Source organism: Roseibium sp. 10G30-5 (assembly GCF_055809635.1).
On record NZ_JBVVUH010000001.1, the window covers coordinates 323,405 to 346,255 of the forward strand.

The 22,851-nt window shown below is 57.2% G+C and carries 14 protein-coding genes and 4 pseudogenes; 13 read left to right on the plus strand and 5 right to left on the minus strand.

Annotated features, from left to right (window positions below; all coding sequences use genetic code 11):
• Positions 1–108: 108 nt before the first annotated feature.
• Positions 109–2,267: pseudogene (nrdE, locus tag AC0L7U_RS20535) on the minus strand (class 1b ribonucleoside-diphosphate reductase subunit alpha).
• A 730-nt stretch (positions 2,268–2,997) separates the two neighbouring features.
• Between nrdE and AC0L7U_RS20540 the strand changes: the two are divergent.
• Positions 2,998–3,795 (plus strand): hypothetical protein, encoded by a 798-nt coding sequence (locus AC0L7U_RS20540; protein ID WP_473696443.1) that lies wholly within the window; start codon positions 2,998–3,000, stop codon positions 3,793–3,795.
• 622 nt (positions 3,796–4,417) lie between these two features.
• Here the strand turns inward: AC0L7U_RS20540 and AC0L7U_RS20545 are convergent.
• Positions 4,418–5,170: an SDR family oxidoreductase gene (locus tag AC0L7U_RS20545; RefSeq protein WP_473696445.1), complete on the minus strand. Its 753-nt coding sequence runs from the start codon at positions 5,168–5,170 to the stop codon at positions 4,418–4,420.
• A gap of 304 nt (positions 5,171–5,474) precedes the next feature.
• On the opposite strand from AC0L7U_RS20545, the pseudogene aptA reads away from it, so the two are divergent.
• Positions 5,475–6,776 (plus strand): annotated as a pseudogene (aptA, locus tag AC0L7U_RS20550) (omega-aminotransferase AptA).
• A 6-nt stretch (positions 6,777–6,782) separates the two neighbouring features.
• Here aptA and AC0L7U_RS20555 read toward each other — a convergent pair.
• Positions 6,783–8,309: an aminotransferase-like domain-containing protein gene (locus tag AC0L7U_RS20555; protein ID WP_473696447.1), complete on the minus strand. Its 1,527-nt coding sequence runs from the start codon at positions 8,307–8,309 to the stop codon at positions 6,783–6,785.
• A 496-nt stretch (positions 8,310–8,805) separates the two neighbouring features.
• Here AC0L7U_RS20555 and AC0L7U_RS20560 point away from each other — a divergent pair, with 496 nt between their 5' ends.
• From AC0L7U_RS20560 to AC0L7U_RS20575, 4 genes are all read left to right on the plus strand, one after another.
• A complete protein-coding gene (locus tag AC0L7U_RS20560) occupies positions 8,806–9,945 on the plus strand; it encodes an ABC transporter substrate-binding protein (protein ID WP_473696449.1) in 1,140 nt (379 codons plus the stop codon).
• Between the two features lie 186 nt (positions 9,946–10,131).
• On the plus strand, positions 10,132–11,238 hold the full coding sequence (locus AC0L7U_RS20565; RefSeq protein WP_473696451.1) for an ABC transporter ATP-binding protein: 1,107 nt from the start codon (positions 10,132–10,134) through the stop codon (positions 11,236–11,238).
• A gap of 11 nt (positions 11,239–11,249) precedes the next feature.
• Entirely contained in the window at positions 11,250–12,164 is a 915-nt protein-coding gene (locus tag AC0L7U_RS20570) for an ABC transporter permease (protein ID WP_473696533.1), read from the plus strand.
• Positions 12,161–13,417 (plus strand): ABC transporter permease, encoded by a 1,257-nt coding sequence (locus AC0L7U_RS20575; protein ID WP_473696453.1) that lies wholly within the window; start codon positions 12,161–12,163, stop codon positions 13,415–13,417. Before AC0L7U_RS20570 ends, AC0L7U_RS20575 begins: the two co-directional genes overlap by 4 nt.
• A 493-nt stretch (positions 13,418–13,910) precedes the next feature.
• Here AC0L7U_RS20575 and AC0L7U_RS20580 read toward each other — a convergent pair.
• Positions 13,911–14,628: pseudogene (locus tag AC0L7U_RS20580) on the minus strand (GntR family transcriptional regulator).
• 364 nt (positions 14,629–14,992) lie between these two features.
• On the opposite strand from AC0L7U_RS20580, the gene AC0L7U_RS20585 reads away from it, so the two are divergent.
• The 7 genes and pseudogenes from AC0L7U_RS20585 to AC0L7U_RS20615 all read left to right on the plus strand — a co-directional run bounded on the left by AC0L7U_RS20585 (position 14,993) and on the right by AC0L7U_RS20615 (position 21,557).
• The gene (locus AC0L7U_RS20585; RefSeq protein WP_473696455.1) at positions 14,993–15,994 is read left to right on the plus strand and encodes an ABC transporter ATP-binding protein; all 1,002 of its coding nucleotides are present in this window, start codon (positions 14,993–14,995) and stop codon (positions 15,992–15,994) included.
• A gap of 37 nt (positions 15,995–16,031) precedes the next feature.
• A pseudogene (locus tag AC0L7U_RS20590) lies at positions 16,032–17,324 on the plus strand (ABC transporter substrate-binding protein).
• A 113-nt stretch (positions 17,325–17,437) separates the two neighbouring features.
• The gene (locus tag AC0L7U_RS20595) at positions 17,438–18,298 is read left to right on the plus strand and encodes an ABC transporter permease (protein WP_473696535.1); all 861 of its coding nucleotides are present in this window, start codon (positions 17,438–17,440) and stop codon (positions 18,296–18,298) included.
• A 3-nt stretch (positions 18,299–18,301) separates the two neighbouring features.
• Positions 18,302–19,204: an ABC transporter permease gene (locus AC0L7U_RS20600; RefSeq protein WP_473696457.1), complete on the plus strand. Its 903-nt coding sequence runs from the start codon at positions 18,302–18,304 to the stop codon at positions 19,202–19,204.
• Entirely contained in the window at positions 19,179–19,916 is a 738-nt protein-coding gene (locus tag AC0L7U_RS20605; protein ID WP_473696459.1) for an aspartate/glutamate racemase family protein, read from the plus strand. Before AC0L7U_RS20600 ends, AC0L7U_RS20605 begins: the two co-directional genes overlap by 26 nt.
• A 216-nt stretch (positions 19,917–20,132) precedes the next feature.
• Positions 20,133–20,435, plus strand: coding sequence for a chorismate mutase (locus AC0L7U_RS20610; RefSeq protein WP_473696461.1), 303 nt, complete (start codon positions 20,133–20,135; stop codon positions 20,433–20,435).
• A 396-nt stretch (positions 20,436–20,831) separates the two neighbouring features.
• Complete coding sequence (locus tag AC0L7U_RS20615) at positions 20,832–21,557, plus strand: hypothetical protein (RefSeq protein WP_473696463.1); 726 nt, start codon at positions 20,832–20,834, stop codon at positions 21,555–21,557.
• A gap of 46 nt (positions 21,558–21,603) precedes the next feature.
• Here AC0L7U_RS20615 and AC0L7U_RS20620 read toward each other — a convergent pair whose 3' ends face one another.
• Complete coding sequence (locus tag AC0L7U_RS20620) at positions 21,604–22,842, minus strand: NAD(P)/FAD-dependent oxidoreductase (RefSeq protein WP_473696465.1); 1,239 nt, start codon at positions 22,840–22,842, stop codon at positions 21,604–21,606.
• Positions 22,843–22,851: the final 9 nt, after the last annotated feature.

Genomic DNA, 22,851 nt, shown 5'->3' on the forward strand with positions numbered 1-22,851 from the left:
TTGCTTGCACATCTTGTACTTGGGACAAAAAAAGGGCTGGCGCGGAGATACGCCAGCCCTTTTCGATGTCGCATTGTGCTCGTCATCAGCGATCTGGACAGATCAGCATCAGCCGCTACAGGACACGCAGCCTTCGACCTGGGTGCCCTCCAGCGCCATCTGGCGCAGGCGGATGTAGTAGATCGTCTTGATCCCCTGCTTCCAGGCGTAGATCTGCGCCTTGTTGATATCGCGCGTGGTGGCGGTATCGCGGAAATAGAGGGTCAGTGACAGACCCTGATCCACATGCTGCTGTGCGGCTGCATAGGTGTCGATGATCGCATTCGGTCCGATCTCATAGGCATCCCGATAAAATTCGAGATTGTCATTGGTCATGAACGGAGCCGGATAGTAAACGCGGCCGATCTTGCCTTCCTTGCGGATTTCGATCTTCGAGGCGATCGGGTGGATCGAAGCGGTCGAGTTGTTGATGTAGCTGATCGAACCAGTGGGCGGGACCGCCTGAATGTTGCGGTTGTAGAGCCCATAGGTCATGACGTCGGCCTTCAATTCGCGCCAGTCTGCCTGTGTTGGAATGAAGACGCCCGCCTGATCGAACAACCTCTGCGCCCGTTCTGTCTTCGGAACCCAGGGTGATCGGTGTATTTGTCGAAGAAAGCCCCGCTTGCGTAGGTGCTGTCTTCAAATCCGACGAACATTTCTTGGCGTTCCCGAGCAATGCGGTTGGAGGCGCGCAAGGCGTGGAACAACACCGTGTAGAAATAGATGTTGGTGAAGTCGAGGGCTTCTGGCGAGCCGTAGTGGATCCGCTCACGGGCGAGATAGCCATGCAGGTTCATCTGGCCGAGGCCGATGGCGTGGCTTTCATCGTTGCCCTTGAGGATGGTCGGTACGCAGGAATTGTCGTTCTTGTAAGACACGATGGTCAGCCCGCGAACGGCCGTATCGACGAAGGTGCCAATATCACCACCGTCCATGACCGCGGCAATGTTCATCGTGCCGATATTACACGAAATATCCTTGCCGACCGTTTCGTATGTCAGGTCATCGCCCATCTTGGAAGGCGTGTTGACCTGAAGGATTTCCGAACACAGGTTGGACATGTTGATACGACCGGCAATCGGATTGTTCCGGTTGGTCGTGTCTTCAAAGACGATATACGGATAACCGCTTTCGAACTGAATTTCGGCAATCGTCTGGAAGAAGTCGCGGGCATTGACCTTCTTCTTGGCGATCTTGTCGTTGGCGACCATCTCGTCATATTTCTCGGTGATCGAGATGTCCGACATGGGTTTGCCATAGACCTTCTGCACGTCATGCGGTGAGAACAGGTACATGTCCTCGTTGCGCTTTGCGAGTTCGAAGGTGATGTCCGGAATGACCACGCCAAGAGAGAGGGTCTTGATGCGGATCTTTTCGTCGGCATTTTCGCGCTTGGTGTCGAGGAAGCGCATGATGTCCGGGTGGTGGGCGTTGATGTAGACGGCCCCTGCCCCCTGGCGTGTGCCAAGCTGGTGGGCATAGGAGAACGTGTCCTCAAGCAGCTTCATTACCGGAATAACGCCGGATGCCTGATTGGCGATGCCTTTGATCGGCGCGCCTGATTCACGAACATTGGTTAGCAACAGGCCGACGCCGCCGCCGCGACGCGACAGCTGCATGGCGGAATTGATCGAGCGGCCAATCGACTCCATGTCATCTTCGATGCGCAGCAGAAAGCATGAAATGTAACCTCCACGCTGCTTCTTGCCGGCGTTCTGGAACGTCGGTGTAGACGGCTGAAAACGACCCGAAATCATGTCATCCATCAGCCGCATGGCGAGGTTTTCGTCGCCATCTGCAAAGGACAGCGCATTCATGACGACGCGGTCTGCAAAACGTTCAAGGTACAATTTGCCGTCGAACGTCTTCAGAGCGTAGCTCGTGTAAAACTTGAACGCGCCCAGAAAACTTTGAAAGCGGAACTTGCGCTCATGCGCCGCGTGGAAGATCGCGGTGATGAAGGCAGGGTCGTATCGGTGAATTACCTCAGCTTCATAATAGCCTTCGCTGACCAGGAACTTGAGTTTCTGATCCAGTGACTGGAAGGCCACTGTGTTCTTGTTCACGTGCTGCAGAAAATATTGCCGCGTTGCTTCGTGGTCAGCCGAGAACTGAATGCGACCCTCTGCATCATACAGATTGAGCATCGCATTGAAGGCATGAAAATCGAGGGTGGTTTGTAACGCGCGTGGCCTGTCGAGAGTGATCGTATTCAAAGCTGCCATCCCCTGTTTACTAAATTACTCAGGTCTTCGATGGGGCGAAGTCCGAATGTTTTTGGTTCGGGGCGATGCTGGAGAGGCGAACCTCTTGAAGCCGGGACCCGAAGTAATTTTGGTGGCCTGAGGCGCGAGCGTCTCGGGCAGGTGCCAAGGTTTCCATATCGTTAATGGAATCGTTACAAGTTGCATGAACTTGTTAACTAGTCCTTTACCATTATGCTATGTCATTTTGAAGAAGCACAAACGGTTTTTTAATAATCATGGCAGGAAATTAGTCATCAAGTGGCTGAAAACACGGCTTTATTGCCAAAGTTTTCTCCAAACTGCCAAATTTAGGGGGCTTAAGAGTCGAATTATGGTTAACGTTACTTGTGCCGTCTTGGCACAGTTGGTTTTGCCTCTACGTGGGTCAAGGTTAATGAATGTTAACGAATTTGACGCAAACATGACCTGTCGCGACGTTCTTGAAAGTCGGTTTCAGGGGTTCAAAACCCGAGGGACGGGAGGGGGAAACTTTCCGCCTTAGGCCAGGTTGATGTGGCAGGCGACGGGAATGCGCACGCGGCTTGCTATCTTGAAACAGACAATTGACAGCCGGAAAGTTGCGTAGGAGAGTGCAAATCAATTATACGTAGTATTTGGCAGTCGGTTGCAGACTGGCGGTTGACAGAGATGGTTTTTTCCATTCCGTTACGGCATTATCATTTTTTAGAAATTTCCGGGGAGATGACACATGACTGATCGTCGTGTCCAAACGATTAGATCCGTGATTTTTTCCTGCCAGAGCAAACCCGAAAAATGGCGTTGCCTGTATGAGGTATCCGACCAGCTTAATGATCGGGATTTCTGGCATCTCTTCATTACGGTCTGGCAGCAGTGTGATCGTGACCCTGCCAGCATGGCGCTGATCGGTGAAATGGTCGATCGTCGTTTGACGCAGCCCGCCGTCAGTTCATGGTTGGGAATGGATCGGCTCAACCGCGTGTTTCTGGAGCGCCAGGCCTCTGTTCTGAATGTGTTTCGGGGCTGCTCGGACGAGGAGGAGGATCACGGTTGGTCTTTCAGCTTCTCGCAGGAGAAGGCGCGTTGGTTTGCCCGCAACCGCGTGACGGTTGGACGTCCTGTCGTCTACATGGCGCGCGTCGCGCGTGACGATGTGATGTTCGTGTCCAATCAGGAAAGTGAAGTCGTGTTGCACCCCGCGACGCTTCAGGGTCTGGCGATGGTGGAGGTGCTTGAGCAGACGTCGGACGAACGCTCCGCCGCATCCCTCTTCAAGCAGCGCCAATCGGCCCTCGGTGTCAGTGCAGATGGAAGTCTGACAGTCGAATTGTCGCGCATGCGCAAATCGGCGACCGATGAAACAGCGCCGGGGTATCTGGCCGCGCTTGAGGATGAGGCAAGTCGCTTGAAAACCCTCGGGTTCTCCAGTCTTGCCAGTAAAATGGAAGCGCGTATTGCGATGTTGCGTGCGCACATCGGACCTTTTGATGCGGGTCTCGGTGCGTCGGTTGGTCCTGCCTTCCTGTAGTCCTGTTCTCTCCCCTCCCCTGCCCGGATGCTGTATTCGGCCTGGCTGTGAATGTGGCGCCCCGCTCTTTCTTGTGTTGTGAACTGTTCGCTTGCGACGTTACGGTGTGTCCATTGCGGTGCGGGACGGATCAATCGCGCGCGCCTCGCATGGGGTCTTGCTGATCAAGCGTGAGACAGTGCGAGAGGCCGATCTGTCGATCCGGCGTTAAGATCGTCAGGCGAGCGTCGTGCGAGTTTCCCGCGCCTGCGGCGCGCGCGTGAGAGCCCCCCTCCCCTCCCCTCTTCTGCGCCAGCGTGGTCTGAGCCTGCGGGCATTCCTTCTGATATGATAAAGATTGTAGCACGCGGTCCTGCTGGTAATCGTCGACAAGGCGGGGTGTTGGTGGAGGCCGGATCATCAAACGGCGAAAAGGCGCAACAGTCGAGTTCTCTGCCCGTCACTTGTCTTGTGCGTTTGATTTAACAGGGAAAATTCGGGGTAAAAGTTTTTACCCCTTGCGAGTGCCGGAGCTGATGTGGGTTGAGTTCAGGTCGGGCCATGCCTGTTAGGCGCAAAAAAGCAGGGGTAAAAACTTTTACCCCTGCCCTCTTTGGTGTTGCTTGCGCCGCCGCTTAGAAGCTCAATCGTCGCTGCGAGCGATCTGCCATCCGGCCCAGGATTGGCTCACTGGCATGATCTCAAGCGCGTTGATGTTGACATGTGGCGGTTGGTTGGCCACCCAGAAAATGGTGTTGGCGATGTCTTCTGGTTGTAGCGGTGCTGCGCCGCCATAGAGCTTGTCGTAGGCGTCCTGATTGCCGCCGGTGCGGACCAATGTGAACTCACTCTCACACAGGCCCGGTTCAATGGAGGTGACCCGTACACCCTTGCCATGCAGATCGGAGCGCAAGCCGAGTGATAACTGACGTACAAAAGCCTTGGTCGCCGCATAGACATTGCCGCCCGGATAGAGATAGTTCGCGGCGACGGATGAAAGATTGATCACCACGCCCTTTTGCGCGATCAGCGTCGGAAGAAGAAGCTCCGTCACGATGGCAAGGCCTGTGACGTTGGTGTCGATCATCGTCTTCCAGTCGGCAAGCTTGATGTCTGGCGCGTTTGCCGTTCCAAGCGCGAGACCGGCATTGTTGACGAGCACATCGATCTTGCTGAAGCCTTCCGGCAAGGCCTCTAAAGCCGTCCGTGTGGCAGCTTCGTCTGTGATGTCGAAGGCCAGTGGATGAAAGGCATCGCCCAACTCTGTCTGAAGAGCCTCAAGGCGTTCGGCCCGGCGACCTGTGCCGATGACCTTCCAGCCGTTTTGCGCGAAAAGGCGTGCTGTGGCCTGTCCGAAGCCAGCAGTGGCTCCGGTAATAAGAACTGTTCCGGTCATGAAACCTTCCCTGTCTGAAACGTGACTCATGCCCCTGACTTGGGGTGTGAACGCAAAGATGCAACTCAAATGGTGACGTGGATTCGAAGTCCATCCCCGGGGTATACCCTAAGCACTTCTGTGGGTCAGGCAATGACCTGCCAGCAGGCAAGTGTGGCTGGCCCGATGAAAACTTCGCTCTGGCTCTACGATGTCTCCCGAAAGACGCCTAACGCTTGATCTCATTGCAGACGCTTACGCGAAGGTTCGCCTCATGGATCAGCTCACTCAGACACCGCTTGCCGATCAGGCTCATGGTTTGAATATGGACCATCACTGGTTGCCCTTTACCAACAACCGCTTGTTTCGGGAAACGCCGCAGCTGTTCCAGAAGGCCAAAGGCGTGCGGTATTGGACACCAGAGGGACGCGAGGTTCTGGATGGGTGCTCCGGTTTGTTTACCTGTGCTGCAGGCCATGGCCGTACGGAGATCGCCACCGCCGTGCATGATCAGTTGCTGGAACTGGATTACTCACCGCACTTCCAGCGCGCCGCACCAGTCTCTTTCGAGTTGGCCGAGCGGTTAAGTGATCTGTTGCCCGATGGGCTGGATCGTTTGTTCTTTGCCTCATCAGGCTCTGAAGCGGTCGATAGCGCCATGAAGATCTGTCTGGCGTATCATCGCGCCAGAGGTGAGGGGCAGCGCACGCGGTTCGTCTCACGCACCTGTAGGGCTATCACGGTGTCAACCTCGGCGGCACATCGCTGGGGGGGATGGTCAACAACCGCCGCGAGTTTGCAGGCGTCACCTGCGACGTCATGCATATGCGACACACATGGTCCGAGGATCAGCGGTTCACTCGCGGCCAGCCGGAGACAGGCGCGCTGCGGGCCGACGATCTGGAAGATATTTGCAAGACATATGGCGCCGACACCATCGCGGCGGTCTTTGTCGAACCGATTGCTGGCTCCGTCGGGACAATTGTTCCGCCGGCCGGCTACCTGAAGCGCCTGCGTGAGATCGCCGACAAATACGGCATTCTGCTGGTGTTCGACGAGGTGATCACCGGTTTTGGGCGCACCGGCTCTGCTTTTGCGGCGCAGGAGTTTGAGGTGACGCCGGATCTGATGACCATGGCGAAGGCTTTGACCAACGGCGCCGTGCCGATGAGCGCAGTCGCGGTGAGGCGCGAGATCCAGCACACGATCATCGATGCAGCCGTCGGCGACCGGCCTGAGTTGATGCATGGCTATACCTATTCGGCACATCCCGTTGCCTGCGCCGCAGCTCTTGCCACCTTACAGATCTATGAAGATGAAAACCTGTTTGACCGCGGGCGGTCTCTGTCGACATCGTTCCTGGATGGGTTGTTTTCCTTGCGCAATTTACCGCAGATCTATGACTTGCGTGGCTATGGCATGATAGGGGGCGTGCAATTGACGCCTCGGAACCTTGCCCGGTGAGAAGGGCTCACTGGTGCAGCGGTTGTTGTTCGATGCCGGTGTTCACGTCAAGGCGACAGGTGATACTCTGATCCTGGCGCCTGCGCTGGTCAGCGAAGAGGAAGACCTCGCGCGTCTGTTCGACACTTTGCAGCGTGTACTTGGGTCGGCAGATCTTGGTTAATATTTGTTAACCACTGGCGTCATGCCGGTCCGCACCCTGGCGGGCAGGGGAGGGGGTGCAGGTGTCGACCACCTCGCCCAGAAGGCGGATCCCCGGTTCGATCTGCGCCCGGTCGATGGCGCCAAAGCCCAGACGCAGGTAGTCGCCCGGCGGGCTATCGGTGTGAAAATGCACGGCTCCGGGCTCCACCAGAACGCCTTTGGTCCTGGCCTTGTCGCGCACATGCTCGGCGCTGCACCCGTCCGGCAATCGCACCCAGAGCGCCGAGCCACCAGTGGTCATGGTCGTCTCGCATCCCGGCAGGTAGCGTTCGACGGCCTTCATCATCGCACTCCAGCGCAAGGACAGCGTCTTGCGCTGGCGCCGGATGTGAGCATCGTAGTGCCCTTCTGCCATGAACAGCGCCAGCGTCCTCAGGTCGAGGGCGGAGGGGTGGCGATACATCAGCCGGCGCAGGGCGCGCAATTCGCTGATGATGCTCGGATGTGCCGCAATGAAGCCAAGACGCAGGCCGGGGAACAGCGGCTTCGACAGACTGGCCACATGGATGACCCGTCCCGTTCGGTCGAAGGCTCTCACAGACGCCTTTTGAGCGCCGACAAAGTTCATCTCCTGCTCATATTGGTCTTCCAGGATCATGAAGTCATGGGTTTCGGCTGCGGCCAAAAGGCCCAACCGTCGTTCCATCGACATGGTAACGCTGGTGGGGGATTGATGTCCCGGTGTGACATAGACCATATCGGTGCCCGCTAACCTTGGGGATATGCGTAAGCCATTGGAATCAATGGGATGTGTAACGAGATTTGCACCATGCGCCAGAAAGATATTACGGGCGTCGACGTAACCTGGTTCTTCGATATCAACACGCCAGCCGGGCCGTGAAAACAGGGCTGCGACCAGATAAAGGGCGTTTTGCGCGCCGATGGTCAGCAAAATTTCGTCCGGCGTCGCTCGAAAGCCGCGTTGTGGCAAGACACGACGAATGATCTGGTGCAGGAGCATGGGGTCATCGCCGTCTACTCCATCTCCCACCCAGCTTGAGACATGTTGCGCGGTGCCTGCCTGACGGACGCAATCGCGCCAGCGCGCGATGGAGATCTTGTCGGCGGAGTACTGGCCATAGACGAAAGGGTAGGGGTAGCTCTGCCAGTCGGCGGGCTTCTGGATGTTTTTCTGGCCCAGATAACTCTGGCCGATCCGTGCCGCCAGATTGAGCGGTTTTTGCGCGGGCGGCAATGTGTCCTTGGCGCGTTCATCCAGCCGGATACTGAGTTGCTCGCGCACGTAGCTTTCATTGATGAAGTAGCCGCGCCGATCGACGGGTGTCAGATAGCCATCTTCCACCATGCGTTCATAGACAAGAGACACGGTGTTGCGCGACACACTGAGCCGTTGCGACAGGGCACGGGTCGCGGGTAACGGTTCATGGAACGGCCAGGACCCATCCAGAATGGCGTCGATCAGACGTTCCTGAATCTGCTGCTGCAACCGTCTCGTCGGGTTGAAGGGGGCTGAGAAATATTGATCCAGCATCCGGGCTTACCTATCGGGTGCCGTTGAGAGGCGGCTTGCACGGCCTTGAGTGTCTTGGCGTTAATGTCATGGCCACCTCGGTATGGGGTTGGGAGCTGTTCTTCCGCACATGCGAAAGAAACGAAGCTGCCAAGCGTTCGGACTGGCTGCACCGGTGCGGGCAACGCGGCTTGCGGGCAAACCGCGCGGGTCAATCCGGCGAACTGGCCTGTCAGGCGCAAGGACGAGCCCCGAGAAGAGCGCAAAAATCCCTTAGAGGCAAGGGCTTGGATCAAAACCCGTCAACTGCGGTCGTCGATGGTTCAAAACTCTGATACACTCTGGCACCATAGTTTTTATCTTCTGGCTCTAAGGGGAGGGCAGAGCCGGCAATAGTGTTTCTTTCCAGTAGTGTAGTGGATGTACGGGGCATTTGACCCAAATTAAAGATCGGCACCTTGCACTGCGGCATAAGCTCTCATTTTTCTTTTGCGACATGACCTAACGAGGGGACGTCATGACAGTAAATTCGAAAGGCCGGGGCGCATCGCGCCGTACAGTCCTGAAGGGGACGATGATTGCTGGCGCCGGACTGGCGATGCCGGCAGTCATCAGCTCGCGTGTGCTCGCATCATCTGGCGAAATCAACATCATGATGTGGTCGGACTATTTGCCGGAAAGCTTTACCAGCGCTTTCGAGAGCGGCACCGGCATCAAGATCAATTTCACCGGCATCGGCTCGAATGAGGAAATCCTCAATAAATTGAAGGCCACCAATGGCGAAGGCTTCGATATTGTCTCGCCGACGATGAACCGGAACCTGCAATGGAAAGGCCTTGGCCTCTTGCAGCCTTTCGATATGGACCGGGTGCCGATCGACCACGTCAATCCGTCGATGGCGCTTGGCGACAAATATTGGAATTTTGACGAGAAGGGCACCTTCTGGATTCCTCATATCTGGGGCACTGAAGGCATTGCATGGCGCACCGATGAGTTTACACCCGCGGGCGAGTTCCCAAGCTATTATGATGTCTGGGACGATGCCAACGCGGGCAAGACCATGGGCCGTGGTCATTCCATGCTGCTGGGTCTGGGCCTTGGTCTGGAAGCCCGTGGCGAGATGGAAAAAGGCTCTATGTGGGCCGCATATGACAGCCCGGAAAAGATGGACGAAGTCTGGTCCAAGCTGATCAAGATCGCGATCGAAAAGAAGCCCAACATCAAGCTGATCTGGAATGATGCCGATACCCAGAAGAACGGTCTCTTGAACGAGGGTGTCATCGTCGGCCAGACGTGGGATGGCCCGCCACTGGCGCTCAAGACGGCAGGTGAGCCGGTCATGTACCGGGCGCCGAAGGAAGGCGCTCTTGCCTGGATCGATGGCATGGCAATGCCCAAAGGCGCCAAGAACATTGATCAGGTTTATGAGTTCATCAAGGCGGCCTATACGCCGAAGCTGGCTGGGACTGCCATCAAGACGCATGGCTACAATTCTCCGGTGATTGATGCGGCCAAGTTTGCTGGCGAAACCTATGCCAAGAACTTCGCTGATGCTTATCCAGGCGATGCTCTGAAGAACCTGAACCCCTGGCCGGCCGAGGCTCCATGGTACGCGGCAAAGCGTACAGAATACACCAATCAGTTCCTTTCGGCCTGATGATTTTCTGACGGGAAGGCGGCGCAGGGGCCGGTTGATGGCCTGAGGAATGCCGCCTTTCTGTGTCTTCGATTTTTGACCTGGGTGCGAGACGGGAAGCCTTTTGCGGCTGGCGCGTCTCGAGACCCGGACTCATGTTCGCTGCCGGACGCGGCGATCTCACAAATGCACTTTTCGAGAGGCTTGATGAGCGACAAAGACATCGTTCTGGAGCATGTGTCGATCCGGTTTGGATCTTATACCGCCGTCGATAATGCCCATCTGCGGATCAAGAGCGGCGAGTTCTTCTCTTTCCTTGGCCCATCTGGTTGCGGCAAGACAACACTGCTGCGCTGCGTCTCCGGTTTCAACGAGCCGACAGAAGGGCGTGTGCTGCTCGGTGGCAAGGATATGGCGGGGATTGGCCCAAACCGCAGGCCGACGGCGTTGATCTTTCAAAATCTTGCGCTGTTCCCGTTGATGTCCGTCGCGGAAAACATCGCCTTTCCACTGGAAGTGCGCGGTGTGAGCAAGAAAGATCGACGCAAGCGGGCCGATGAACTGCTTGATCTGATTGCGCTGCCTGATGTTGGCGACAAGAAGGTGCATGAGCTGTCCGGTGGGCAGCGGCAACGGGTTGCCATTGCGCGTGCGCTTGCGGTTGAACCGGATATTCTGCTGCTCGACGAACCATTGTCGGCGCTGGACCTGAAATTGCGCCATCACATGCGTACCGAGCTGCGGGCCATTCAGCAACGTGTCGGCCTGACCTTCATTTACATCACCCATGATCAGGGCGAGGCCTTGACCATGTCGGACCGGGTGGCGGTGATGAATGCGGGCGTGATCGAGCAGGTGGGCGATCCGGAATCCATCTACAATCGTCCGAAAACCGCCTTTGTTGCGTCTTTCGTGGGCGAGAGCAACGCGATCGCTGGCAAGGTCGTGTCGCAAACGGAAAAGCTGGTGACGCTGGACACCCCGCTTGGCACTTTGACGGGCACCGCAGGCGGAGGCCGCAAGTTCCGCAGTGGCGAGCAGTGTTTCCTGTTTATTCGTCCTGAACAACTTGGCATTGCCGTGCAGGCCGCAGGGGAGGGGGCTCCGCTTAACCGGCTGACGACCCAGTGGATCAAGGAAGAGTTTGAAGGCAATTCGCGGTTGATGTTTCTGGAGAAGGACGGCATCGGCCTGCGCATGGCGCGCGTCAACACGGGGGCTCCGGCTCCGATCTTGTCAGACGGCGCGCTCGACGTGACCTTTGGCGCGGATCAGGCTCTGGTGCTGCCGCATGGCGATCTGGCGGGGGCATGAGCATGAATGCCATTTCTGAAAGCCTTCGCACCGTCTCTGGCAAACATGGGCTTGGCGTCGCCTGTTTCGTCGGTTGTGCCATCTTCGCCTGGGTGGTGGTGTTGATCACCCTGCCGCAGGTGGCCATGTTTGATTATTCTTTCAGCCTGAACCTGCCCAAAGCTGATCTTGGTACGGCGAAAGATGTCTATACGCTTGACAACTATCGCTATTTCTTCTTCGGCAATAGTTCCGGTTTTAATACGCTGGATATGGGCATTCTGGTCAAGACGCTGGTGGCGGCCGTCTTCGTGACGATGCTGGACATCGTCATCTGCTACCCCATCGCCTTCATTCTTGCCCATTCGGCCAGTGGCGTTGCGGCGCGCATGATGGTGATCGGCCTGATCGTGCCCTTCTGGATCAATGAGATCCTGCGCGCCTTTGCCTTTCGGGTGCTGTTTGGGACAACAGGCGTCATCAATGGGCTGGGCGCTTATCTGGGCTTGTGGGACACGCCGATTGATTTCATTCGTGCCGATGTGGCGCTCTATTCCGGCCTGACCTACGCTTACATCCTCTTGATGATCTTCCCGATCTTCAATGCTGTCGAGGCGCTGGATCGCAACCAGATCGAGGCGGCGCGCGATATGGGAGCAAGCTGGTGGCGGGTTCACTGGCGCGTGGTGTTGCCCATGGCCAAGCCCGGCATCGCGTCTGGTGCGACCATGGTGTTCATGCTGACGGCGGGCGCTCTGGCCGCACCGCAGATTCTGGGCGGCCCGTCCAGCCTGTGGTTCACCCAGTTGATTTATCAATGGTTCAATGAATCGGCGAATTGGCACCGGGGATCCGCTTATGCGGTGATCCTGCTGGTGGTCTGCCTGTCCTTTGTGCTGGGCATGATGCGCCTGTTCAAGGTGTCGATCGGGGAGATCGGCCGATGAACCGGGCGACAGGCGGTGGCGTGATCGCATTCGGATATTCATGCCTGTTCTTTGCATTCCTGTTCGGACCGCTGGTGATCATGGTGGTCACGGCGTTCAATTCCTCGTCCTTTCCGCGGATCATGCCGTGGGAGTGCTTCACAACCGACTGGTTTCGGGTGCTGGTGCGCGATGATCGGCTGATGTCAGGGCTGGCCAACAGTCTGATCATTGCCGTCGGTGTTGTGCTGATTGCTGTGCCGATCGGTCTGGCGGGCGCGCTCGCCTTGTCGGAACTGGGACCGAAGGTGCGTGCTGGTCTTTATACGGTTCTCATCACGCCGATCCTTATTCCCGGCGTTGTTCTGGGCATCTCGACCATCGTGTTCTGGCGTGGGGTGGGCAGCGTTCTGGGCGGGGGCTATGGCTCCGCCTTTTACAATGGCATGTTCCTGACACTGGTCGGGCAGGTGACCTTCATTGCAGCTTACTCGATGCTGGTGCTGATGGCGCGGTTGCAACGCTTTGATCCCACCCAGACGGAAGCCGCGCTGGACCTTGGCGCCACACCGGGGCAGGCGTTCCGCAAGATCTTGTTGCCGTTTATGGCCCCGGCACTTGGATCGGCTGGATTCCTCGCATTTCTGGCCAGTTTCGAGAACTACAATACAACCGTTTTCACCATTCTGTCGCAGAGCACATTCACTACGGCGCTGGCCTCCAAGGTGCGGTTGGGAACGGACCCGTCTTTGTCGGCGCTGGCGGTGATCATTATCGCATTGACCCTGATCGGAGCCATCGTCCACGAGGCCTATGCCCGTCGCAAGGAAGCACTGCGCAGCGGTCGGGCGGCGCAATCGCGCATTTATGGCAATCCGGTTCTGCGGATCGTTGCCCATCCCCTTGGTGTGCTTGTTCTGTTAGCTGTTGTAGCCTCCATCGCGGTCTATCAGGGCAGTCAGTACAACTCGGATGTCTGTACCGCCAACTTGTTGAAAGTGAAGCGTGAGCGCCAGCAGATGCTGCTCGATGAGCAGATGCGCAAGATCAAGGCACGGCAACAGAAACAGCAGGCGGAGCAGGCGAAAAAGGCAGGTGACGCCAGCCCGTCCACGGCCGGGTCGGGTGCCTTCGGCGGGGCATTTGGCGCAGGGTCTCTGGCGCCTGGTGGCGGGCAGACCAAGGCTGCGCCCGCACCGCCGGCGAACGCGAAGAAAGGTGATGCGGCATCTGGCACTGGCGGTGGTGGCTTCGGCGGTGCTTTCTCGCCCTAGCTCACTTGCGCCGGACCAGTCTTCTGTAGCCTCCGGCAAAGAACCTGAAAACAAGAAGGACGCTGGTGCCTTTGGCGGTGCGTTTTCCCCGGGGAGCCTTGCGCCAGCCAAGTGAGAAGCAATCACGAACGCGCCCGTATCGGGCGCGTTCACGCAATCGGGTGGCCCGACCTTCAGTGTCGTTATGACGCATCTGTTCGGGGTTTATTCATCACACCGAGAGCTATCAGGGTAAATGTCATGAAGCGTTAAAACAGCTGCGCTTAACTCAAGCTGACGCGAGGTTTTTTTGAAATCCCACGACGCTCTCGGCAGGAAGAGGCGGCGTGTTTGGGGTTCCGGGCTACGGTCTTATGTTTTCCAGCTCACTTCAGGAGAGCGTGGTCCGGATCATGGGCCCGCAGAGGCCACAACCCGGCCCTGCGGGCCTTGTTTTTGGGGATGTAGGGCAGGCAGGGATAAGCGCGATTGCCGGAAGCGGGCAGACCAGGTTTCAGGCTCTGGCCGTCCCAAGCAGATCCGCGAGACTGTGGGTGTCTTCGGTGTCGCGTTTCAGGTTGAGGCCGGAAAGCAGATCGACGATGTGGCTCTTCATGATGGCCGAGGCCGCAGGGCCGTTGCCGCTTTCAATGGCGGCAATCAGGGCATCATGGGCGTGGCCCTCGCAGGTTGTGTCGCGGCGTTGCCAGAACAGCGCAATGATCAATGAAGAACGTGACACCAGATCGCGGACGTAATCCGTAAGGATCTGCTGCCCGGCAATCTCGGCAATCAGAATATGAAATTGCGCGCTTTGCAGCAGCGCTTCACTCTCCTGACCAGGCTGATGAGACCTTGTGCTCCTCGTCGATCTGGCGGCGCAGGCGAGCGATGTCGGCGCTGGTGGCGCGTTCGCTTGCAAGACTGGCCAGATAGGGCTCGATCAACGCTCTTGCGTCAAACACCTGTCGGGCTTCTTCCGGCGTTGGCTGGGCGACGAAAGCCCCGCGATTGGGTTGCAGCGAGACAAGGCTGTCATGCGCCAGTGCTTGCAGCACGGATCGGATGATGGTGCGGCTGACGGAATAGATTGTCGCCAGTTCGTCTTCCGAGAGCTTGCGTCCGGGGGCCAGCCGGTGACCAACGATGGCGCTGCGCAGGTCGTTATAAACCACGCTCCAACGCCGCTCTTTCGTTTTGTTGGCCTCGGCCCCGGTTTTGGTTCGCATCATTTTCTCCTGGGCGGTACACTTGTAAGCTGCCCGCGCGGACCACTTCTGACACCTGTCCGCCTGCCATCCCGTTGACACACGGGCCTCAAACGCGCAAGGGCCAGCCCCCGCACATCATCGGCCTTGAATATAGCAAAGATCGTATGAAGTTTGTGCCAACTTTGTATGCAATCTGGTCTGCAATTGTGAGCGAATGCAAAAAATGACAGCAGTTAAGGTTGCGGAAAAGCAGGGGCTCCCGCTTTGCGAGCGTTTTGAATGTATTATGTTTTACAATGTGTTAATCTGATTTAATGGCCTTTTTCAGCAGTTGGCACGGACCTTGCCAATAGAGTAGTGACATGATGCTGATAGAGGTCCGGTTATGACGGCAGCAGCGCTGGAACTGGTTGCACTGACGAAACAATATGGCTCCACCACTGCGGTAGACGCCATCGATCTGAGAATTCCCGCCGGCACTTATTGCTGTTTTCTGGGGCCTTCGGGCTGTGGCAAGTCGTCAACGCTGCGCATGGTCGCAGGCCATGAACGGGTCAGCGAAGGCGATATCATTCTGGGCAATCAGAATGTGACCGATCTGGCACCGGCGCGGCGCGGCACGGCGATGATGTTTCAAAGCTATGCATTGTTTCCGCATCTCAGTGTGCGCGACAATGTGGCCTTCTCGCTCAAGATGAAGGGCAAATCCAAGGCGGAGCGTTTTGCGCGGGCAGATGAAATGCTGGCCCTCGTAGACATGGGGGCATTCGCAGCTCGTTTGCCCTCGCAGTTGTCCGGTGGCCAACAGCAGCGCGTCGCTCTTGCCCGCGCACTCGTCACCAACCCCTCCATTCTGCTGCTGGATGAGCCGCTGTCGGCGCTCGATCCCTTCTTGCGCATCCGGGTGCGTGGAGAACTGAAGCGCATCCAGAAAGAGCTCGGCATTTCATTCATTCACGTCACCCATACGCAGGAAGAAGCGATGGCGCTGGCCGATCTGATCGTCGTGATGAAGGACGGCAAGATCGAGCAGTCGGGCGATGCGCGCACCATTTTCAATGCGCCGCGTACCGAATTTGTGGCGCGCTTCATGGGGGGGCACAACGTCATTCCGCTGGAAGATCGCAAGGTGGCAGTCCGCTCCGATCAGATGCGCATCAACCGCAACGGCAAGGCTGAAGACCTGTCTTTGCCGGGTGTTGTGACCGGCGTCGAATATCAGGGAACAACGGTACATGTGGCGCTTGCCACGCCGTCGGCTGGGGAAATGTCGGTGGTGGTGCCGGACCAGATCTTTTTCAGCCAGCCTTTCGAGGTTGGCGAAAGCATGCATGTCGAGTGGGCGGGCACCGACATGCATTCTCTCGCTCCAAGTGGTGCGCAATAGGCCGAGGCCCGAAACCCTCATTCCAGACAGGGGAAGAATGGAAATGAAATATCGTTTGAACGGAAAGCTGGTGGACCGGCGCAGTTTTCTCAAGGGCACGGCCGCTGCTGCCGGTACGGCTCTGGGTGCGCAGGCCATTACGGGGTTTCCAGCCGTTCTGGCTGCTGAAGGTGTGACGCTGCGCTATCTTGGCACCGCGACCAACCAGTCGATGGCGATTGCCAAGAAGGCCAAGGAAGACACCGGCATCACCATTGAATATATTCCGGTGACCACCGATGACGTCACCAAGCGCATCATCACTCAGCCGAATTCCTTCGATCTGGTGGATACCGAATATTTCTCGCTGCCGAACCTGGTGCCGTCGGGCAACCTGATGGGTATGGACGCCAATAAGATCAAGCTGGCCGATCAGATCACCACGGTCCTCTCCAAGGGCATGATTGATGGCAAGGACATCGGTAATCAGGGCACGGCCCCTTGGAAGACCTATTATCTTGACGGCAAGCATTCCAAGTCCTTTTCCAAGGAGCAGACGGAATGGATGACGTTGATCCCGACGACTTATAACGCCGATTCTCTTGGTGACCGTCCGGATATGATCGACCATGAGATCAAGAACTGGTCGGCTCTTCTTGATCCGAAGCTGAAAGGCAAGGTCGCATTGATCAACATCCCGTCCATCGGCATCATGGACGCTGCGATGGCCATCGAGTCCGCTGGTCTGATTCAGTACAAGGACAAGGGTAATCAGACAAAAGCCGAAATCGACAAGACCATGGAAATCCTGACGAAGGCCAAGAAAGACGGACAGTTCCGGGCTTTCTGGACCGATTTCAATGAATCCGTGAACCTGATGTCGTCCGGCGAAGTTGTGTTGCAGTCCATGTGGTCTCCGGCCGTGACGGCTGTGCGCTCCAAAGGCCTGAAGTGCTCTTATCTGGCGCTTGAAGAAGGCTACCGCGGATGGGCCTCCGGGTTTGCGCTGCCGCGCACCCTGAAGGGCAAGAAGCTTGATGCTGCCTATGAGTTCATCAACTGGTTCCTGTCTGGTTGGGCCGGGGCTTATCTGTCGCGCTAGGGCTATTACCCGGCAGTTCTCGACACAGCCAAGAAGGACATGGAAGGCTATGAGTGGGACTATTGGTACGAAGGCAAGCCTGCGGCCAAGGACATTCATGCACCTGACGGAACGCTGATCGAAAAGGCCGGTGCCGTTCGTGATGGTGGCTCTTATGACACCCGCATGAGCCGTATTGCCTGCTGGAACTCGGTCATGGATGAGAACCAGTATCTCGTCCAGAAGTGGAACGAGTTCATCGCGGCATAACGATCATGAGCACACAGGAACAGACAGGGGCGGCGGTGCCGTCCCACACCGGCTCTGCCGGCACCTCCACCGGGCGCGCACGCGGCAGGAAGACCCGCCCCTTGCGTGACCGGATGGCGGGCTATTGGCAGGCGGCACCGATGGCATTCGTTTTCCTGCTGTTCTTTGTGCTGCCGCTTGTCGTCGTTCTCGTCGTCAGCTTCTGGCGCTTTAACGCCTACTCCATCATCCCGGCATTCACCTTCGACAATTACACCAATGTGTTTTCGTCGTGCATGGTGAAATTGCCGGGATTATGCACCACCTTCGCCACCTATCTGTCGACGTTGAAGTTCTGCTTCCTCGTCTGGGCAGGCACGTTGGTGCTCGGCTTTACCATTGCGTATTTTCTGGCGTTTCATGTCCGCACGCTAACCATGCAGGTGGTGCTGGCGTTGATCTGCATCGTGCCGTTCTGGACATCCAATGTCATTCGCATGATTTCGTGGATCCCCCTGCTTGGACGGGAAGGGTTGATCAACAGCTTCCTGCTCAACATGGGCATCATCGACAAGCCGGTAAACTGGTTTCTCTATTCCGATTTTGCGGTGGTGCTGGCTTTCATTCACCTGTTCACTGCCTTCATGATGGTGCCGATCCTCAACTCCATGTTCCGCATCGACAAAGCGTTGATCGAGGCGGCCTATGACGGCGGCGCCAGCGGTTGGCAGACCTTGTGGAATGTCATCATTCCGCTGTGCAAGCCCGGCATTGCCATCGGCTCTATCTTTGTCATCACCATCGTTATGGGCGATTTCACCACCATTGGCGTGATGGGCGGGCAGCAGATCGCGTCAGTCGGCAAGATCATCAACGTCCAGACCAATTACTTGCAGTTTCCGCTGGCTTCCGCCAATGCAGTGATCCTGCTCATGGTGGTGCTGGCCATCATCTGGGGCATGACCCGCCTCATCGACATTCGCAAGGAGCTTTGAGCCATGAGGGAACGTCGATCCAGATCGTTTTATGTGCTGGCCGCTGTCTTCACGCTGTTTGTGCTGTTCCTCTATGGTCCAGTGCTCACCATCCTGGTGCTGTCGTTTCAAGGTCCGCAAGGCGGTCTGACCTTCCCGATGAATGGCGTGTCGCTGCATTGGTTCAAGCGGCTGACAGAAGGCGTTGGCCTCATTGATATTTCGGTGGGCTTATGGAATTCGCTGGAACTCGGCCTCGTGGTGATGGTCATCACCGTGGTATTTTCGGTCATGGCGGGCCTTGCCTTCCGACATAAGTTCAAGGGCAACACGCTTCTGTTTTACACCGCAGTGGCCAGTCTGATCATGCCGTCGATCATCGTGTCGCTTGGCATCGCGCTGGAATTCCACTTGCTCGACACCTGGGTGATGGATCTGGCGGATACCTTCCAGATCGACTGGATTTACGATCATTTCCAGACCTCGGCCGGGCTGTTTACCTCCGGTCTTGGCGCGCATCTGTCGTGGACATTGCCGTTCGGCCTGCTGATCATGTTTGCCGTCTTCAACCGCTTCAACGTGGCCTACGAAGAAGCGGCACGCGATCTGGGGGCGTCATCGTGGCAGACGATCCGCTATGTCGTGCTGCCGATGATTGCGCCCTCGCTCGTGGGCGTTGCACTTTTCGGCTTTACCCTGTCGTGGGACGAACTGGCCCGCTCCAGTCAGGCGATGGGCTCGGCCAACACCTTGCCGATTGAGTTGAAGGCCCTGACCACCACGGTGACAACGCCGTCGATCTATGCGCTTGGCACTCTGACCACAGCCGTGTCGCTGTTGGTGATCGGACTGGCATTGGCCACGGTGTACATCGTACAGCGGCGGCGGCGTCGCAGTGGCAATGATGCGGGCAGTGGGCTGGTGTGATGGCGCGTATTCTCATCGTCAATCCCAACTCCACGGCCTCCATGACCGAGAAAATTGCCAAGGCGGCGCGGCTGGCCGCCCGACCCGGTACGCAGATCGTCGCCCGCACCTCGAAGGGGGGCCACCGGCCATTCAGGGCGAGGAAGATGGTGCGGCGGCCCTGCCACCGCTGTTTGCTCTGCTGGACAAGGAAATGTCCGAAGCTGACCCGCCGTATGACGCAGTGGTGATTGCCTGTTTCGATGATACGGGTGTGTGGGCGTTAAAAGCACGTTTGTCCGTGCCGGTGATCGGCATTGGGGAGGCGGGCTATTATCTTGCGGCCTTGAGCGCGCAGCGGTTCTCCGTCGTCACGACGCTGGCGGTGTCCTTGCCCGTGCTGAACGACAATCTGGAACGCTTCGGTCTCAACCGGCGCTGTGGCAAGGTGCGTGCGTCCGGCGTGCCGGTTCTGGCGCTTGAGGCCGAAGATCCGAGGGCCGCGCAAGAGCGTGTTCGAGATGAAGTGGCTCTGGCCTTTCGGCAAGATGACGTGGAAGCCGTGGTCCTTGGCTGTGCTGGCATGGCGGATCTGGCGGCAGATTTCTCTGCGATCTTTGGTCGGCCGGTAATCGACGGAGTGGCTGGTGCCATCCGGCTGGCGGAAGCAACGGCCTGCCTCGCACATTCTGATGGCCCGCAAAAATCTGTTGCCGCAGACAGTCTGTCATAGGCTTGCGGCTAGCGACAGAGATCGCCGGCCAGTCTGACGCTTGCGTCGTGTGGCGGCTTTGTCGGGGGCGGGCAAATGGCCTGTGTCGAAACTCCTGAAGACCATCCCGTTGTCTTGCAGACAAAAACCGGTGTCGTTATGGTCGCCGCAACACGCTTGGCGTCCCTCTTGTCAGGCCGGAGCCAGCGTTACATTGGCCACTTGGGAACCCGCACTATGACACGTCGCCCGCCGGAAGAATGCAGCTCCATGGCAGAGCTGCGGATCGAGATTGATGCGCTGGACACGGAACTCGTCAAGTTGCTGGTGGAGCGGGCGACCTACATCGACCGGGCCATCGCGCTGAAGCCGCATGAAGGCCTGCCCGCCCGCATCAAGGATCGGGTCGATGATGTGGTGACAAAGGTATGTCGCACAGCCGTTGAGCACGATCTGGATCCTGCTCTTACAGAGCGTATCTGGACCGACCTCATCGAATGGTCCATTGCCCGCGAAAGCAAAGTGCTGGGCGAAGACTGATAACTTCGACAGGTCCCTCTGGTCGCTGCTGCTTCAAAGGGTGAACCTGTCTGTCTCTCGACCGTGTCTTGGACGTCAAAGCGGTTACGATCTGTCTGCGCGGGCAGCGTGCGTGCGCCTGCTTGGGCGGCGAAATTTTTCACGAAACCCGGATACTGCCAATCTTTTGAGATCACGGTGCTGTGACGTGCAATGTCACCGAAATCGTGCAAATTATTTCAAGTATATTTTTATTTTTACTGATGATTTTACATAAATTCTAATTCTAAATAGGGATATATATTTATGTGCCCGATTTTAAAGAGGAATTTTTTTGGATCGATTTTAGCTCTATTGCTTGTGTCGGGCTGTATGTTGACGGCCCCTGCCGAAGTTGATGCGCCTACGGACTACGTCATGTCAGCGGCTTCATCCATCAAGGCAAATCGCCTGTTTCTCGCGGGCGATACGCGGCGCGATTTGCGATGTGCGGCTATCGATAACGACCATAAGTCGGCGATTTTAACGGGCGCTTTGACGTTCGTTGCGGGGCAAGCGCTGGACTTGGGGCTGAATTATGCCTCCAAGCGCCTGACATCTGAACTGAAGAAATACTCCCATCAGGAAGTTGTTTCGATCCAGACCCGTTTTACAAAGTCGCACGAGTGTCTTGCGGTTAAATCGGAAGGCAAGCTCATCATGATGCTTGAAACCGTTGTCTTCGACAAGTCAATGCTCATGAAGATGCGCCCGATCTGGTTTGACCCCAATGCGTTCAAACCGATCGTCAAGCGTACGGACAAGCAGAACGTTGCCATGGTGATTGCTGCAAGACCTGTGTATGTGGTCAATCATACGACGGTTACCGAGCCAACTGTGCGCCTGCTCTTGACGAAGTTTCCGGCAGCGTTGGCAGGGGATGGACATCGCGGGATCTATATTTCTTATGCGGGCCACGATGATTGGGCCGCTTGGCCCGTCATGGCGGCGCCCCCTCCGCACCAATTGGCGACCTTCAATCTGGATATTTTCAAGGCCCTGGACACGCCTCGGCTTCTTCAGATTTCGCAAAAGTTGCTTGCTGACAACAAAGATAAGATCAAGTCGACTGCACTTGATGGATTGAAGAAATTGACCGAATAACCGCAAAGCACGCTGAGTAAAGGCACCAGCGACCGTTCACTCAGCGTCAGAAGCGGTCAACGCTGAGCGCATCCATTTGCATGAAGGGCGTTTCACCGTTCATGGCCTGAGCCAACAACAGGCCGGAGGTGGGACCGAGCGTGAAGCCCTGATGGCCATGGCCGAACTGCGTCCACAGCCCTTTTGCGCGCTTTGCGGTTCCGATGACGGGCACCATGTCGGGCATACAGGGACGGGCCCCATGCCAGGGAATGTTTTCCAAGGGCGTTCCGAGCGTAAGCAACGTTTCGGCGGCGATTTCCGAGCGTTCAAGCTGCACTGGCGTTTGCTGCGCGTGTTCAAGCGCCAGCTCCGCGCCGGTGGTGATCCGGGTGCCGCGCAGCATCGGTGCCATGACGTAGCCGAATTCAACGTCAAACATCGGCAGGTTCAAGGAAATCGGACTGCGATAGTGCCGGTGGTATCCGCGCTTGCGCAGCATCGGAATGGAATAGCCGAAGGGGCGCAACAATTGCGGCGACCATGGCCCAAGCGCGACAACCACATGCTCGGCCCGCAGCAGCCCTTCCTGGGTCTGGACCGACCATCCATTGCCCGTTGAAAGGCGGCGCAGGGTTTCGGCATTGCCGTCATAATAGCTGCCCCCCTTGGCGTGGAACAGGTCGGCATAAGCGTGGATCAACGCGGCCGGATCACGTGCGCTCAACGGATCGAGCCATTGCAGCGCTCCGGCGGCACCGGTCTTCAGCGCTGGCTCGACATCCATCAATGTCTCTGAATCCAGCGCGACATAATTCACGCCATAGCGATTGTGGAGTGTTTCTGCCTCTCCGAGATCTTTCTCAAGCGTCTGGGGGTCGCGGTAGACCATGCGGAAGCCCCCGGACTGCACCAGATCTTCGGCCCGAGCCTCGGTAATGAGAGTTTGATGGTCACCAATAGCACGGGCTATCAACTGGCTGTAGATGGCCGACGCCCGCTGGTGTCCGGCGGGAGAGGAGTGTCGCCAGTAGGACAAGAGCGGCCGCAGATAACTGGTCAGCCCGTCCGTCTGCATGTGAAAATGGTTGGAGCGGCCAAGAGCCATTGTCATCAGGGTGCGGAAATCACGCGGCATGGCGTAAGGTTCCACAGCTTCGCCCTGGATGATTCCGGCGTTGCCATAGCTGGTTTCCTGCGCCACGCCGAGCCGGTCGACAAGCGCAACGTCCCAGCCACGCTGTTGCAGATGCAGCGCTGTGCCAACTCCGACGGCGCCTGCTCCCAGAATGATCGCTTCCGGCATATTTTGGTG